Here is a 15,145-nt window from a genome sequence, read left to right on the forward strand (position 1 = left end):
TTTTCGGCTTTCAGGCCTGATCATCGAAGAGGCCGAGCTGGGTCGGCGCTGCATCCTTGGCGGGAAGTACGACGACGCGCAGTCCGCGCCTGAGGTTGCGGATCGCGTGCGTCCACGCGCGCTTTTCGCCCGCACACAGGTCGGTGTCGTCGTCCTTGCGTCGGATGGACTCGGTCAACGCCTCGTGCCACGCAGTCTCCTGCTCCTGACTGATCCGCAGGTAGTCGAGAATGGTGTCGCGGTCGTGCTCACAGATCACGGCAACCTCTTCGGCGCTGAGCTCACCCGTTCCGTCCGCGTCGAGTTCGAGGAGCGCCATGAGTGCCGGGGGAAATTCGTGGCACTCGTGTGACTCGTACTCGGCACCGGGATCTTCGTGCTCGGAGGCCATACCGTCGTTGAAGGCGGTGTCTCCCGTTGCGCGAATGGGTTGCCCGCCCAGTTCTTCGGCGAGTTCGTCGGATGCTTCGGCCAATTCGGCAAACGAGCGTAGAGCCCGGAGGAGGTGCTCGGCGACGAAGGGTGCGCCGTCCACGCGGACCACGCCGAGCACACTCTGCTCGACGAGAATGAGCTTGATGGTCGGCCACTGCCGATTGAGCTGTGCAAGAACAACAGCAGCGTTGTCGAGGTTCTCGACCGAATGCACGACCCGCGAGAACACCTCCACGTACTCGTCGTCTTCGAGGACGCGCACATAGGTGACCTGCTCACCCCGGACCAACGGGATGTCGCCGTCGTCGTCACGCTTGGGCGGATGACCGAGAAGGCGTTCGACGGCCCCGTCGACGAGGATCCTCAGCATGTCGCCCGAACCCGAGGGTGCGTGCGACGGCGTCGTGGCGAAAGTCGGCGTCGACTCGCGTCCACTGGTGCTGGCACGTAGGAACGACGGGTGCGCAATGCTCCACATCTCGCGGAAGACGCGCAGCACCTTCGTCACCAATTCCTCGGGATGAGCGCGGTCGACGTCGATGTAGAAGGACATGGACCCGTTGCCCTCGGGTTCGTGCTCGCACAGGTCGGGAGCGTTGAACCCCATGTCGAGCAGCGCGGAGTGGTCTTCCGGTTCGAGCATCCGCAGTGGATGCAGAAACCTGTTGGAAGGAACTTCGCAGCGCACGGAGGTCTGGTTCCACGCGAAGAACTGGATGCACGCGGGTGCGTCGGCCAGCTCGTCCATGCTGTCGTAATGCGATTCCACCACGAGGGTGTCGTCGTCCTCCATCACGGAGATGTAGCGAGCGAGATGAGTCTCGAAAGTAGTCCAGGCACTCAGGATTTCCAGATCGAAAGTATTGTCCGACATCGTCGCTCCTCTGGTCCGGGGGCGCATGGGGCCCTACCGACGACTCGCCGAAACCCCTGCTTTTCAAACCCCGCCTACGACGTTAGTCGTGGGGTCCGACAGTGACAGTGTTCGTAGGATCCGAAGTGACCGTCTGAAGATGTGTTGCGGTCACCCCAGTACGCCGCGGACGACACGATTCCGCAGTTGGTGAAGCGAATTCGCACAGACGTGTGGAAGCGGTTGCTGCGCAGGTTGGCCAGCGTTGCCGCGTATAGCCGTCTGGTTTCGGCGGTTTTCGCTGACATTGGGGTTGTCGTGTCCTGCGGTGCAGGCAGCCGTCCGGATGATCCAACCTCTCGCGTTGGTGATCGTGTGACTCGTGACCACCGGCCGGCGACCGAAGGAATTACTTGTCCAAGAAGGTCCGAACGAAGGGCGGCCGACGAAGCGGGCTCAGGCATTGTGCTTCGTATTCGGCGCGGTCGTCAGGGAGCCGTCGGCTCTCAGAAGGCAAAAGCCGATTGCGGATACGAGATTTGGGAGGAGTAGCGGGTTCGTACTCGACGTAACCGGCCTGCCCGGATCTACTGCCGCCCCGCATGCTGACAGCAAACCACTCTCATGGCTTTCAACAGTCCGAGCGGTGGGAGGAACAAGGAATGGCGAGAAACGGAGCCAATCAAAGTCTCCGGAAGCTGCGGGGCGCTATTTAACACGATGAGGCGGCCTTCAGCAGCTGAAATGAGAGTGATGATGCAAAACTAGTGGCTTCGCAAAGCTGGCGGGTCGTCAATCACTGTCGTATCCCTGGCTGGCAATCTCCACTGCACGCGCTGCGACGTACCTGGGGAAATCCGGGTGCCCGAAGATCGCGGCAAGTTTTCCGTCGGCACCCACCTTTTGTGTAATCAACGCGGCAATCGCTTCCGGACTCGGCCAGAAGTGACCTGACTTAATTTGGTTGACGATTACGCCTTCTTTGCCCGCTACCGAGGATCGTCGCGACTGAAATTCTCTCTCGCTCAGGTCGAGTGAGTCCAGGATTCCCCGAATGAGGACCTTTGCCGACGCGCCGCCCTCGACGTGTTCCAGTGGGACAGATGCCGGCAGAATCCACCAATAGACCTTCCGCCCCCCGACACGACCGACGACTCGCCGCTCACTCAGCTTGTTCAACGTGTTGGTTTGGATACTGCTATTTCGTATCGGCGCGGGAACTGAGGTGCCAAAACTTCGATACGAGCGTTCGACACCCGTGTCCTTGGTCGCAGCGACAATATGCCCTGGAGGCAAGACCTCGACGAGGGAACGCAACGCAACCGAAAAGTGAACATCGGCGACGTCTAACGCGGTCAAGATCTCTTCCTTGGTCTGCAATTCCAAACGCTGCCTAAGTTGACTTGGTGGAACCAAGATGCGTCGAGCAAAGAGATGCGCCTCAGACTCAGTTCGGGGAAGCTCAAACCCGTCCTGCTCGGAGTTCGATTCGCCGCCTTCCTTGCAAAAAGTCAATCCCGAATGCCAACTCAACTCCAAGTGTCCGAGTTCGTGGGCAATCGTGTAGCGAAGTCGACGGCGTTGATGGTCTGCGAGATTGGTGGGGTTGCCAATCCGTGAAACATTGAGGGCGATATGCGGTCGGTCGAGTCGTGGTTCACCAACCAGACCGAACAAGATTGCGTCAATGTCGTCGGGAATCTGCACGTATGCCACGTCAGCATATGTGTTGCACAGGGCATGGATGTCGAATCCGACATCCAAACCATGGTTTATGACCATCTTCTCAGCTGCGTACTCAACACCCCGCATATTTGGCCCTTGTGAGACCTTAGGTGCGATCAACGCCGCTGCTTGTCGGTCGGGGAGAGTTCAGCGGCGTAGCTCGTCAGCCATTCGGACAAACTTGCGGGATCAAATACACCATCAGATCTGGCCGCGAGCGCATAGTGATTCTGATGCGAATCCTCAACACGCGCCACGGCGGTTTCGACCTCTTCGAATGGAATTTCTTCCCGATGGGCCGAGATCAACGCGCGTAACCTTCGCGGATCTACTTCAACAAACGCGCGTACGCGGTCGGGGAATCCGAAACTGTCGGGATCAGACTGCCATGCCCTCACCAGCTCTGAATACAGGATCTCGCCCGCAGCTGCCTTTTCGAGCATCGTGACCGTTGGATTCTCTACGTCGCCGCGGCGAGGGACAGGGAGTCCACCCAGTATTTCGTCGATGAGCGATCCGTGTTCGATCCGATCGATGTCGGCCTGTAGGGCGCGAGCCTCTTCGATCCTTGCCTCGGCGTTTTCCACGTCGGTCGCCGTGCCGAACAACAAAGCACGTTGGAGTGCCTCGCGCGCTTCGCCGAGTGCAACGGAGGGGGACTTGGTGGGCAGACTGTGCCTGCTCGGCATGACGACTCCCTCCGTTTCCTCTTCGTTTGTCTCCGACAATACAGCTATGATGCCAGTTTTACCGCGGCCGAGCCGACAGAACCGAATGTTCCATCTCCATCGATGACGGTCGGTGCCCCTGGAAGCTGGGCATTGGAGGAATCGAATACTCCCCACCCTGCTAGGTCGATCTCCCCCGCTTCACGAGCGAGGAGCAGGGCATCCAGTGCCTTCCGTGGTCGATCGCCGACGTTCTGAGCGAATTCGATATCGACGATTCTTCCAGATTCAACCGCGCGACGTTTGATCCGTTCTACCGCTTGTTCGATCGGACACTCCGCCACGAGCGCATAGACGCGGTATCCGGCCTGATCTAGCGCCCTCCAGTCGTCCAATGCGTACTGAGGATCTCCAATTACGTCGATACACACGCCAGCGTGATTGGGGGTCCCAGACAGGAATGTTTCGCGGAGTTCTCCGTATGTCACGAATGAACATTCCTCCTGAACAATCTCGCTCCCCTGCCCACCGGCGTACTCCGGCAGAGCAACTCGCACATCGTCGGCATCAAGCGGAATCGGTGCGACCATGCCAGTGCGTGAAACCAACGGTCTCAGCGAAGTGCTCTTACCTGAACCCGGGCCACCGAACAGTAAAAAGGCAGGTGGCCGATCGTTTTTGTCGACAGGCCTGCATCCCTGCAGGAGATTGTCGACGATCTCGGCGTGCATCGCGGGTCTCGGGTACAACCAAACCTTCTCAGGAGTCCGGTGCACATCCGCTGTCTGGATCACTCCGCCACTTTTGACCAGACCATAGAGTCGATCGTATAACTCTGCGTCCGACTCCCACCGGGACCGAGCATTCTCGTCATCGATCCACCAAGACCTTGCGTAGCGAATCATCTCCAAATGCAGACGGCTGAACTGCTCATCGAGAGCGTCGCCGTCCAGATCGATCACAGTGTCGATGATTCACTCCGGTCGTCAGTTGGTTGAGAACGCAATTGCCAATGTTATGTCACTACTCCGACGCTCTTCTTTGAAGGTTGCAAAGCAGTGCTCACCACTCCGAAGGTTCAATGATCGGTGCCGGCGTCCGAAGGCATCACTGTGGTGCCGTCGCCGGCAACTTGAATAGTGCATCGATGATGCACAACACTTCGCCGGTCCGTTTAGAAAGCGGCGAGGAAAATAACGATTATTACTCTTCGAGTAGATGGAGTACCCGATCCGGATCGCGTAGAACGACCAATGCAACGATGATCCCGCAGACGTTGTGGCAAAACCTCACATCGCCGGAGCCGTCGGTATGTGCATTGTGGTCGTTTCTCGGCTTGCTCGTTGTCCTTAGGCTCGGCAGAGGGTACTGGCAAGGAGAGGCGTGCGATGAGTCGTGAGAGCTGGGTGGGCCGCGATGCTCGATCCATCGCCGAGGCCGTGCGGTCGGGTCAGGTGTCGGCGCGGACCGTCGTCGAAGACCATCTCGCACGGGTCGAGGAATGCAATGGCGAACTCAACGCACTGGTCACCGTGTGCGCCGAGGAGGCCCAGGCGGCCGCGGACGACCTGGACGAACGACGCCTTCTCGGCGAGACACTCGGCCCCCTTGCCGGGGTTCCGTTCACGGTCAAGGACCTGATCGCCACTGCCGGCGTGCGCACTACCGCGGGTTCTCGCACTCTGGCGGACAACGTCCCGACCGTCGACGCCCCGGCCGTTGCAGCGTTCAAGGCTGCCGGTGCAATTCTGATCGGCAAGACCAACACCCCGGAATTCGGCGCGTGCGGCCTGACTCGAAACGAACTGTTCGGAACCACGGCCAGTCCGGTGCGACCGGACGGCGTCGTCCGCTCGCCCGGTGGATCGAGTGGCGGCGAGTCCGCGTCGGTTGCTGCCGGAATGAGCGTGCTCGGACTCGGTACGGATTTTGGTGGCTCGGTGCGTTGGCCCGCCCACTGCACCGGCCTCACTTCGGTTCGCCCGACGCTCGGACGTGTCGATCCGGAAGGTCAGTATCCAGGCGTGCTTTCGGATGGACGGGTACTCGCCAACCCTGCGACGATGCACGGCACGATCCAGACCATCGGCCCACTGGCCCGCAACCTCGGTGATGCGGCGCTTGCGTTGCGCGTCCTGTCGATGCCGCATTTCTCGTGGAGCGAGCCTGATTCGGTCGACGTCGACGACCTCGACATCCGCTGGGCCCCCGGCGAGGGAACTATGCCCGTCGACGAAGAAATCCTGGCGGCGGTTCGGACGGTGGCGATCAGCCTGGACGCGAGCGAGTACGACGGTCTGGCTCTGCCGCGGGCCAACGCGCTGTTCGGTGCGTTGCGATCGGTCGAGACTCACGCGGACATCCACGCTCTCACCGAAGGTTCAGCGCACTCTTTCGACGCGGACATCACCGCCATGCTTGCGGCAGGCCGTGATCGCAGTTCCGCCGAGGTGGAAGCGCTGTGGGCAGATCGCGCGGTGTTGATCAGCGAATTCCTCGGCGAGATGGGCGACGTACTGATTCTGCCGGTTGCGTCGGTGCTCGTTCCGCCGCTCGGTGTGGAGAGCTTCGAGGTGGACGGTCGCAAACTCACGTGGATGGATGCGCTCGCGAGTTGTCGGGCGATCAGTGTGCTCGGCCTTCCGTCGGTCGTGGTTCCGGTAGGACTCTCCCGCAACGGTTTACCGATCGGGGTGCAGGTGGTGGCGAGACCGTTCCGCGAGCATGTCGCGCTGTCCGTCGCGGCGCGAATCACGTCGGACGTGCAGGCTCTAGTCTGACTTCCATCTTTCGGTTTCGGCCGCGAAACGTGCAGCGTACGAGTCGGCCAGATCGTGAAGCGTGGTGACGCAGTCGCCGTAGTACGTCGGTGCGTGCATGGTGGCCAGAATCCGCGGCTCGAGGTCGGCCAGCGCACGGATCGTGGGTTCGAGATCCGGGGTGAGGCAGGTGGCGTGGCCCAAGTCCTCGGCTTCCAAAGCAGGACCGACGATTTCGTGCTCGGTGGTCGCCGGGTGGTGCCCGAATGCGGTGAAGAGATCTCCGCAGAACAGCGTGGACGTCGTCTCCTCGAACATCAGACCTGCATCCCAACCGTGCGGGACGTGTGGGGTGTCGATGTGCCGAACTCGACGGCTCCCGGTTTCGAGTACATCGCCGTCCTGCAAGGGAAGTGGCGCCCGATCGGCGAGGTCGTTGACCTGAACGAAGCACCCCATCGCGCCGTGGGCCACTTGCGCTTCGGGGGCTGCCGCAAGCCAGGAGTTCATGGATCCGCACTCGTCGGCCTCGACGTGACCGAACGTGATCCATTTCAGGCGGTCGATGTCGATCAACGTCGAGAGTGCGTCGGAAGCCGAGGTGAACAACGCTCGCTGCCCGGTGTGGAAGAGCAGAGGTTCCTCGCCGTCGACGAGAAACTGGTTCATCGTGAGGTTCGCTTCGTCCACAAACGTTGACAGTCGGTAGATGTCCGGCGCGATTTCGGTGATCGTGGTGGTCATCGCTGTGCTCCGATCAGGGCTGTAGTACTCGTCAAGCTGTCCTCTCCAGCCTTCTCGCCGCCCATCGTCCGCACAAGGCTCTGCAATAGTGGAGGACGTGTTCGTACTATTGCTGACAGGCCCGCCGGGCGCGGGAAAGAGTTCCGTGCTGACCGCACTTCACGATCGACTCGGTGAGGCCGGCGTGGGCAACGCGATGATCGAGGTGGACGAACTCGAGCGCTGCTATCCGCCGCTGGGGATCGAACGGGCAATCGCACACGTCGGGATGCTGTGCGCGTCGTATCGGGAAGCGGGGTACGAGCTCCTGTTCCTCACGGCGACCGTCGAAGACGACGACTACGGGCGCGCCCTGCTGACCGCGACCGGCGCCGATGGGCACCTGCTGGCACGCCTCGAGGCCGATCCGGATACGTTGCGCACCAGAATCATCGAGCGTGAACCGGCCGGATGGGCCGGGTTGGACGAGTTGGTGGAGGCGTCACAACTGCTGGCCGGTTCGATGCCATCGCTCAGCGGGGTCGACGTGGTTCTGAGCACCGAAGGCCGCGAACCCGAAAGTGTTGCCGACGATCTGGAAGCGGCTCTGCGAGAACACAGTCCGTCGCTTCTAGCCGTCGGTGTTCAGAGCGGTGACCACTGAAGCGAACATCGTCGACTTGATGGCGCCCAGTGTGCCCGGATTCTTGGGCCCGATCGGTGCAACCAATTCGATTGCCTTGGCCGTCAGGGTGTCGACGGAGGCAGTGGAGTCCACCAAACCGGCTGCGAGTGCGTCACTTCCGCCGTATCGCCTGCCGGTGGTCATGGCGACGATCGCCGATGCAGGGTTGAGTTTGGCCTGGATGAGTGCTGCCATTCCTTCGGTGAAGGGGATGTTGATGTCCACCTCTGGGAAACAGTAGTAGCCGCGATCATCGCGCATGACGCGGTAATCGTGCGCGATACCGAGCATGGCGCCGGCTCCGAAGGCGTGGCCATTGATCGCAGCGACGGTCGGCATGGGGAACGTCAGCATCCGAGCGAACAGTGACTGCACTTGCTGCACATACCACTTCCCCTTGTCGCTGTTCGCGCCCAGCCAGTCGAGGTCGAGTCCGTTGGAGTAGAACTTGCCTGTCGCCGTGGTGACCAGGGCATGTGCGCCTTCGCTCAGAGCCTGGTCGAGTAGCTTGTCGACGGAATCGAGCCAATCCGGGGAGAAACGATTTTCGTCCTCGCCGAGATCGAGAACGGCGATCTTGTCTTCGAAGCGAAGAGTTGCGGTCATGATTAGCCTTTCCTGTTGCGGGACTTGGGGAGTGGTGGGTCGAGATGCAGAATCGCTCGAACGGCGGCGTCCAACCGCGCGCGTGCTGCTGCGTCGGGGACTCGCCAACCGTCGGCACGTTTGGCCGGGTGAATGAGTAATCCGGTAGGCAGGCCGACAACACAGGCCTCGATTGCCTCGACGGCTCGGCCGTCTTTGCGGCCCCAGAGCGCGGTCGACAACCGGATGAACAACTCGACCAGAGACCGGTCGAGTTGTGTGAGTTGCTCGGCGATGTCGGCAGGGACGTCGGTGCCGAGCAGTTCGTCGCGCTGGATCGTCAGCAGCAGCAACGCGGATTGTGGGTAGTCGAGAGCGAAGACAGCCGGAACTTCGGCGGCTGCGACGACGGCGGAAACCGCTGCAGTTGGCGACGGGTCCGCGAGTGCGTCGTCCACTCTCGATTGCTGAAGCGCGAGAAAACGCTGCGCGGCACGCAGCCACGCGCTACCGACCAGTCCACTGCGAGAGCCGAATGCGTGGTAGATCGCCCCGTTGGACACGCCGGTGGCGTCAGAGACAGCCCGGACCGTGACAGCACTCGGCCCGGCAGTGGCGGCAAGTTTTTCGGCAGCGTCGAGCAGCGTGTCGAGATCGTGGACGCGTGGCCGAGGCATGAACGCACAGTAACAGAGCGTCTGCTCTGTCACTAGTGTGCGGTCAGATCACCGAATTCGCGCGAAGGTCTTCGATCTCCTCCGGACGCAGCCCGAAGTCGGCGAGGACGGCGTCGGCGTCACCGCCGAGTGTCATGGGTGGTGCATTCCTGACGGGAAGAGTCTTGCCGTCCACCCAGAACGGCCCGCGGACAACGGGAATCGACGTCCCGTCGGCGCCGTGCGTCTGCGCGACCATCTGCAATGCCTCGACCTGTGGGTCGGAGAACACCTGATCGATCGAATGGATCGGGCCGCAGGGAATTCCGGCACCGCGTATCTCGGTGATCCACTGCGCCGCGCCCTTGGTGGTCAGTAGGTCCTCGAGTTCTTTGGTCAGTTGGTCTCGGTGCGCCAAACGTTCTTTACCCGTGGCATATTCGGCACGGAAGGCGAGGTCGGGGTCACCGAGCACCGAGCACAGCGCGATCCAGTGCTTGTCCGAGCCGGTGGCGATGTTGATCGGGAAGTCTGCGGTGTCGAAAGCGCCGTACGGCGTGATCGTCGGGTGTGTATTGCCGTTCGGCGTCGCAACGCGTCCGGTGCTCAGGTAGTCCTGCGCCTGGAAGGTCATGATCGAGATCGCGGATTCCAGCAGCGAGGTCTGCACGCGGTGCCCTCGACCGTCGCGACCGCGAGAGGCCAGCGCCGCCGTGATCCCCAACGCTGCATAGATGCCCGAGACAGTGTCGATGATGGGGATACCGACTCTCATCGGAGTCTGATCCCCGGCGCCGGTGACCGACATCAGCCCGGACATCCCCTGGGCCACCTGATCGAGTCCGGGCGCGAACTGGTCCGGGCCCACCGGGCCGAAACCACTGATGCTCATCACGACGAGCCCCGGATTCTCCTGCTCGAGCGAGTCGGGATCGAGCCCCATGTCGGCCAGCACTCCCGGACGGAAGTTCTCGACCAGCACGTCTGCGTCGAGTGCCAGGCTGCGAAGCAGTTTCCGCCCGCGGTCACTGCGCATGTCGATGGCGATGGACCGTTTGCCGCGGTTCACGGAAGCGAAGTAGAGGCTCCGATCGCCGTCGAACGGCGGCCACTGACGCGAACTGTCGCCGGAGCCACGGGTTTCGACCTTGACCACGTCGGCGCCGAAGTCGGAGAGTAGTGACGTGCACAGAGGCCCCGCGAGAGCACGGGTGAGGTCGAGAACTTTGATACCGCTGAGCAATTGGTCCATCGGAGAAACCTCGGTTCTGTGGTGTGCAACGTCGCCCACTCGATCCGTCGGCACCATCTGCGTGAGTTACGGCTGCAGTGATCGTCGGAGAGGGGAAGAATGAAGGTCAGGCCTGCTTTCGGCTGGGCTCGGTGACAACACTGGTCGAGAGCGCAAGGTGATGCGACGGCGACATTGCACAACTGCAGGGCCCGGATTTAGGCGCATTGTGTGACAGGAAGGATTGCGGTGGGCCGATACCGTGAACTCTCTACAGACGGCAATCTCTACAGACGGCAATGCAAGCGGGAGGCGAGGCGATGCGCGACATTTCCACTCAGCTGGCGCAGTGGCACGCCCGTGGCGAGGACTTTGCGCTGGCGACGGTTGTCCGCACCTGGCGATCGTCACCGCGTATGCCAGGAGCATCGATGGCTGTCTCACGCTCCGGTGAGGTGGTCGGCAGCGTCTCGGGCGGGTGCATCGAGAGTGCCCTGTACGAGATCGCCCAGGAGGTTCTCGCCGACGGCACCAGCCGCGTCGAGGTCTTCAGCGTCTCCGACGACGATGCCATCGGAGTGGGCCTGACCTGCGGCGGAACCATCGAAGTGTTCGTCCAGGCGGTCGGAGCAGGTTTCGCCGACTTCGGTCACGTCTGTGAACGGATCGAGGCGGATGCGCCCGTCGTCGTGGTCACCGAAGTGCGTCCGGGTGCACCGGCGAGGCACCTCGTCGTCGAGCACGGCCGACGCAGCGGGGATCTGGATGCCACGGAGGAAGAAGTCTCCGTCCTGCTGCGCACGATGGAGACCGGTGAGTCCGTAGCTTTTGTCTCGCCGGCGGGAACCCTCATCGATTCACAGCACGACCTGCTGGTCGAGATCTTCGCGCCACTACCGCGGATGTACGTGTTCGGGGCCATCGACTTCGCGGCATCGATGTGTACGTTGGGCGCCTTTGCGGGTTACCGCGTGACCGTCGTGGACGCACGGCCCGTCTTCGCGACACGTGCACGCTTTCCCGACGCCCACGATCTGGTCGTGATGTGGCCACACAAGTTCCTCGAAACCGCCCCGATCGACAACCGAACGGTCCTGGCCGTGCTCACGCACGACGAGAAGTTCGACATCCCGTTGCTCGAGATCGCGCTGCGTTCGGACGCTGCCTACGTGGGCGCGATGGGAAGTCGTGCGACGCATGAGCGTCGGGTGGCGCTGTTGAAGGAACGTGGCGTCACCGACGCCGAGTTGGGGCGTCTGCACTCGCCGATCGGGTTGGATCTCGGCGCCAGGACGCCGGAGGAAACTGCAGTGTCGATCCTGGCCGAGATGACCAAGACCCTGCGCAATGCCTCCGGTTTGGAACTGCGGGATCTGCAGGGGCCGATCCACCCGCCACCTCAGGAGAATCCGACCGCCCTGCATCGAACGGCCTGAGTCGACTGCGCTGAATTCGGACATCTTGTGTTCGGTGGGGATAGGATCGTTTCTTTCGTGAACCATCTTCCGTGATCCGAATGAAATCGAGGTGCCTGCCAAGTGGCAAACCCGGCCGTACCGGCATCCGAGGTGAATGCTGTTCTCTCCGAACTTCTTCGAACCCCGCTCCTTCCTGGTGTTCGAAAGGTTTCCGGCGGCTGCGAGGACCCGACGGTTGCGCGGGTGGGATTCATGGCGGTTCCGGACATCGGGCCGTGGCTACGACGCGGGCAGTTGCTGATCACCACCCCGGAAACCCTCGCCCGGGTCACCGAACCCTTCAAAGCATTTGTCGGACGTTTGTCGACGCGCGGAGTTGCAGCCCTTGCCGTCCAATTCAGTGCCGACGGGGACACTCTCGCACCGGAACTGGTCGACGCAGCCGACAGTGCCGACTTTCCGCTTCTGGTTTTTCACGGCGCCTGCGATCACCCCGCAGCGGGGGACCGTGAGCAGACGGAGTCGGCGCAGATCGACGCCATGTTCGGGGCCGAGCGGTTGCGGCGGCTCCTGGTCGACGTCGTGATGGGCGGCGGCGGACTCCCGCAGTTGACCGAAGTCATCGCGCGCGAGATGAAGGGCGCGGCTCTGGTCACCACCTCGGACGGACGCGAGATCTGCCGCGCCGGGGATGCCGCGGAGCGCAAGCATCTGTCAGCCTGCCCGGCCGTCGATTCCACCGGTCGTCTGCGGACCGACACCGTCGAGGGCGGGTTGGGCCTGCACGAGTTCGACGGCCAATTCATCGCGGTGTCCGCGATTTCCGCCAATCACATCGACCACGGGCGTCTCGCGTTGTTCACCGGTGAGCGCGTGATGACGAGTTACGACCAGTACCTGGTCGAGCGTGCCGCGTCGGTGTGCGCCTTGGTCATCACCCGCGAACAGGCCGTGGCGTCGGTGGAGGAACGCCATCGCGCCAACTTCGTTCACGACCTTCTCCTCGGCCGGGCCGGGGACCACGATCACGTTGTCTCCCACGCCAAGACGTTCGGGTGGGACTTCGATCGCCCGCTGGTGATCGTCTCGATCGAACCGGATCCGGTGGACGAACCGACCTCCGCGGCGCCCGCTCGGCTGCCCGTCGTCGATCGTCAGGCGATGGCATTCTCCGGCGCGATCGCTCACCGTGATCCCGGTGCGGCGGTGACCGCGCTGACGGGCGAGACGGTGATCGTGATGGGTGTCGGCACCGACACGATGGCACTGGTGCGGGACCTCGTCACGGTCGTTCGCGGCGAAGGTGGCGGCGGCAGAAGGCCGTTCAGTGTCGGGGTGTCCCGGCCGACGGCTGCGATCGAAGCCGTCCCTGCGCTCTACAGCCAGGCGCGCACCGCACTGACCGTCGGCCGGCGGATTTCCGGTCCGTGGACGGTGACTCAGTTCGACGATCTGGGCGTGTACAGACTCCTCAGTCTGGTCGAGGACGAAAACGAGCTCGAGACGTTCGCCCGCGAGACGCTGCGGGAACTGACGGAGGAAACTGCCGAAGCGCAGGACATGCGCAAGACATTGGAAGTCTTGCTCGCGACCAACATCAACATTGCCGAGACGGCGCGCAAGCTCCACTTCCATTACAACACACTGCGTTACAGGGTCGTTAAGCTGGAGAAAATGCTGGGACCCTTCACGGCGCAACCCGAACTCCGGCTGGATCTGTCTCTAGCACTGAAGATAACCGCGATGCGCGGCATCAATCACTAATATTGCCAATCCGGGTCGGTGGGTTCTGGCAGATTGTCATCACGTCGATACCCCCGCGCTGTAATAGCGTTTCACTCCAGTCACGGTGTTTTGTGAGCTGGAGCACACTCAGCGTTCGGACACCTTCCTCTGCACGAAAGGTCCCATCATGCCGATTTGGACGTTGCACGGAGATGGAAAGAACATCAAACCGGGTGAAGTGGTCGCTCCCGGCGAGCGGCTCAGCTGGGGAAGAACCATCGGGCTGGGCAGCCAGCACGTGGTGTCGATGTTCGGCGCGACGTTCGTGTTCCCGATCATCATGGGCCTCAATCCTCAACTAGCCGTGATGATGTCGGGTTTCTGTACGCTCTTCTTCCTGCTGGTGGTCAAGGGACGCATTCCCAGCTACCTCGGTACGTCGGCGGCCTTTGTCGGTGGTATCGCCGCCATTCGCGCCCAGGGCGGAACGTCCGCAGAGGTGACCGGCGCGATCCTGGTGTCCGGACTCGTCCTGGCGGCCATCGGTATCGCGATCCACTTCCTCGGCGGCCGGGTCGTGTTCAAGGTTCTTCCGCCAGTGGTGACCGGCGCGGTGGTGATGCTGATCGGATTCAACCTGGCACCCGTCGTCGCGGGGCTGTACTGGCCGCAGGACCAGTGGGTGGCCCTGATCGTCATGGTGGCCCTGATCGTCATGAGTATCGCGCTACGCGGCTTCATGGCCCGCATCGCCATCTTCCTGGCGCTGATCTTCGGCTACGCCCTCTCCTGGATCCTCGACCGCGTCTCGGGCACGATCACCTCGTACGACGCAGGCACCGGTGAAATCACCGAGCACTTCCGCGTCAACTGGGATTCGGTGCACTCGGCGTCGTGGTTCGGCCTGCCCCCGTTCTCGGACGAAGCCAACGGAATCGTCGGCATCCACGCCCCGTCGTTCAGCCTCACGTTCATCATCCTGGTCCTTCCGGGCGTCATCGCGTTGATCGCGGAGAACGCGGGCCACGTCAAGGCCGTGGCCGAGATGACCGGGGACGATCTCGACCCGTACATGGGACGTGCGCTTGCCGGTGACGGCTTCGCCACCGCTATCGCCAGCAGCGTCGGCGGCTCGCCCACCACGACGTACGCCGAGAACATCGGTGTTATGGCAGCGACCCGGGTGTACTCCACCGCTGCCTACGCGGTTGCCGGCATCGTCGCCATGATGCTCGGCTTCTCCCCCAAGTTCGGTGCCGTCATCTCTGCGACGCCCGGCGGCGTTCTCGGCGGAATCACCGTGGTGCTCTACGGCATGATCGGCCTGCTCGGCGCCAAGATCTGGAAAGAGAACGGCGTCGACTTCGGGAATCCGCTCAACCTCATGCCGATCGCGGCCGGCCTCATCATCGGTATCGGCGACACGGCTCTGAAGTTCAGTGACACGTTCTCACTCAGCGGCATCGCGCTCGGCACCATCGTCGTGATCGGGATGTACCACCTGTGCCAGTTCATAGGTTCGAAGAATCCTGAACTGAATGCGAAGAATCCGGAACCGAACAAGCCGGATTCGAAGACTCCCGGCGGCGATCGGGAGGAACCCGCCAAGCAGCTCACGTGACGTCTGGCTGAGTGTGCTCGATCGACGAAGGCCGGACATCCTCCGTGGAGGATGTCCGGCC

Annotated in this window: 13 protein-coding genes; 5 read left to right on the forward strand and 8 right to left on the reverse strand. The window is 62.2% G+C overall.

Annotated elements, in window-relative coordinates; translation table 11 throughout:
- Positions 1–10: 10 nt before the first annotated feature.
- The 4 genes from ACWF6P_RS03005 to ACWF6P_RS03020 all read right to left on the reverse strand — a co-directional run bounded on the left by ACWF6P_RS03005 (position 11) and on the right by ACWF6P_RS03020 (position 4,643).
- Positions 11–1,309 carry a T3SS (YopN, CesT) and YbjN peptide-binding chaperone 1 gene (locus ACWF6P_RS03005; RefSeq protein ID WP_452619916.1) on the reverse strand — a complete coding sequence of 433 codons (1,299 nt, stop codon included), beginning with the start codon at positions 1,307–1,309 and terminating at the stop codon, positions 11–13.
- A 771-nt stretch (positions 1,310–2,080) separates the two neighbouring features.
- Positions 2,081–3,100 carry an ImmA/IrrE family metallo-endopeptidase gene (locus tag ACWF6P_RS03010; RefSeq protein ID WP_452619917.1) on the reverse strand — a complete coding sequence of 340 codons (1,020 nt, stop codon included), beginning with the start codon at positions 3,098–3,100 and terminating at the stop codon, positions 2,081–2,083.
- A 29-nt stretch (positions 3,101–3,129) separates the two neighbouring features.
- A complete protein-coding gene (locus ACWF6P_RS03015; RefSeq protein ID WP_452619918.1) occupies positions 3,130–3,600 on the reverse strand; it encodes a hypothetical protein in 471 nt (156 codons plus the stop codon).
- 146 nt (positions 3,601–3,746) lie between these two features.
- A complete protein-coding gene (locus tag ACWF6P_RS03020; RefSeq protein ID WP_452619919.1) occupies positions 3,747–4,643 on the reverse strand; it encodes a zeta toxin family protein in 897 nt (298 codons plus the stop codon).
- Between the two features lie 426 nt (positions 4,644–5,069).
- On the opposite strand from ACWF6P_RS03020, the gene ACWF6P_RS03025 reads away from it, so the two are divergent.
- Positions 5,070–6,461, forward strand: a complete 1,392-nt coding sequence (locus ACWF6P_RS03025; RefSeq protein WP_452619920.1) for an amidase — start codon at positions 5,070–5,072, stop codon at positions 6,459–6,461.
- Here the strand turns inward: ACWF6P_RS03025 and ACWF6P_RS03030 are convergent.
- Positions 6,453–7,184 carry an MBL fold metallo-hydrolase gene (locus tag ACWF6P_RS03030; protein WP_452619921.1) on the reverse strand — a complete coding sequence of 244 codons (732 nt, stop codon included), beginning with the start codon at positions 7,182–7,184 and terminating at the stop codon, positions 6,453–6,455. The genes ACWF6P_RS03025 and ACWF6P_RS03030 overlap by 9 nt on opposite strands.
- Positions 7,185–7,281: 97 nt before the next feature.
- Between ACWF6P_RS03030 and ACWF6P_RS03035 the strand changes: the two genes are divergently transcribed.
- Positions 7,282–7,827, forward strand: a complete 546-nt coding sequence (locus ACWF6P_RS03035) for a hypothetical protein (protein ID WP_452619922.1) — start codon at positions 7,282–7,284, stop codon at positions 7,825–7,827.
- Here ACWF6P_RS03035 and ACWF6P_RS03040 read toward each other — a convergent pair.
- From ACWF6P_RS03040 to ACWF6P_RS03050, 3 genes are read right to left on the reverse strand one after another with little or no spacing between them, the layout of a single operon-like run.
- Positions 7,795–8,454 (reverse strand): enoyl-CoA hydratase-related protein, encoded by a 660-nt coding sequence (locus ACWF6P_RS03040; protein ID WP_452619923.1) that lies wholly within the window; start codon positions 8,452–8,454, stop codon positions 7,795–7,797. The genes ACWF6P_RS03035 and ACWF6P_RS03040 overlap by 33 nt on opposite strands.
- A 2-nt stretch (positions 8,455–8,456) precedes the next feature.
- The gene (locus ACWF6P_RS03045) at positions 8,457–9,110 is read right to left on the reverse strand and encodes a TetR/AcrR family transcriptional regulator (RefSeq protein ID WP_452619924.1); all 654 of its coding nucleotides are present in this window, start codon (positions 9,108–9,110) and stop codon (positions 8,457–8,459) included.
- Positions 9,111–9,153: 43 nt separating this feature from the next.
- Complete coding sequence (locus ACWF6P_RS03050; protein ID WP_452619925.1) at positions 9,154–10,341, reverse strand: CaiB/BaiF CoA transferase family protein; 1,188 nt, start codon at positions 10,339–10,341, stop codon at positions 9,154–9,156.
- Between the two features lie 299 nt (positions 10,342–10,640).
- Between ACWF6P_RS03050 and ACWF6P_RS03055 the strand changes: the two genes are divergently transcribed.
- The 3 genes from ACWF6P_RS03055 to ACWF6P_RS03065 all read left to right on the forward strand — a co-directional run bounded on the left by ACWF6P_RS03055 (position 10,641) and on the right by ACWF6P_RS03065 (position 15,084).
- A complete protein-coding gene (locus ACWF6P_RS03055; RefSeq protein ID WP_452619926.1) occupies positions 10,641–11,756 on the forward strand; it encodes an XdhC family protein in 1,116 nt (371 codons plus the stop codon).
- A 102-nt stretch (positions 11,757–11,858) separates the two neighbouring features.
- A complete protein-coding gene (locus ACWF6P_RS03060; RefSeq protein ID WP_452619927.1) occupies positions 11,859–13,502 on the forward strand; it encodes a PucR family transcriptional regulator in 1,644 nt (547 codons plus the stop codon).
- 148 nt (positions 13,503–13,650) lie between these two features.
- On the forward strand, positions 13,651–15,084 hold the full coding sequence (locus ACWF6P_RS03065) for a uracil-xanthine permease family protein (RefSeq protein ID WP_452619928.1): 1,434 nt from the start codon (positions 13,651–13,653) through the stop codon (positions 15,082–15,084).
- Positions 15,085–15,145 lie beyond the last annotated feature (61 nt).

Source organism: Rhodococcus sp. NPDC055024 (assembly GCF_053608585.1).

Bases quoted from the DNA above. Each gene is read 5' to 3' on its own strand.
- ACWF6P_RS03005 (WP_452619916.1), bottom strand. From the start codon at position 1,309: ATGTCGGACAATACTTTCGATCTGGAAATCCTGAGTGCCTGGACTACT.
- ACWF6P_RS03010 (WP_452619917.1), bottom strand. From the start codon at position 3,100: ATGCGGGGTGTTGAGTACGCAGCTGAGAAGATGGTCATAAACCATGGT.
- ACWF6P_RS03025 (WP_452619920.1), top strand. From the start codon at position 5,070: ATGAGTCGTGAGAGCTGGGTGGGCCGCGATGCTCGATCCATCGCCGAG.
- ACWF6P_RS03030 (WP_452619921.1), bottom strand. From the start codon at position 7,184: ATGACCACCACGATCACCGAAATCGCGCCGGACATCTACCGACTGTCA.
- ACWF6P_RS03040 (WP_452619923.1), bottom strand. From the start codon at position 8,454: ATGACCGCAACTCTTCGCTTCGAAGACAAGATCGCCGTTCTCGATCTC.
- ACWF6P_RS03045 (WP_452619924.1), bottom strand. From the start codon at position 9,110: ATGCCTCGGCCACGCGTCCACGATCTCGACACGCTGCTCGACGCTGCC.
- ACWF6P_RS03050 (WP_452619925.1), bottom strand. From the start codon at position 10,341: ATGGACCAATTGCTCAGCGGTATCAAAGTTCTCGACCTCACCCGTGCT.
- ACWF6P_RS03055 (WP_452619926.1), top strand. From the start codon at position 10,641: ATGCGCGACATTTCCACTCAGCTGGCGCAGTGGCACGCCCGTGGCGAG.
- ACWF6P_RS03065 (WP_452619928.1), top strand. From the start codon at position 13,651: ATGCCGATTTGGACGTTGCACGGAGATGGAAAGAACATCAAACCGGGT.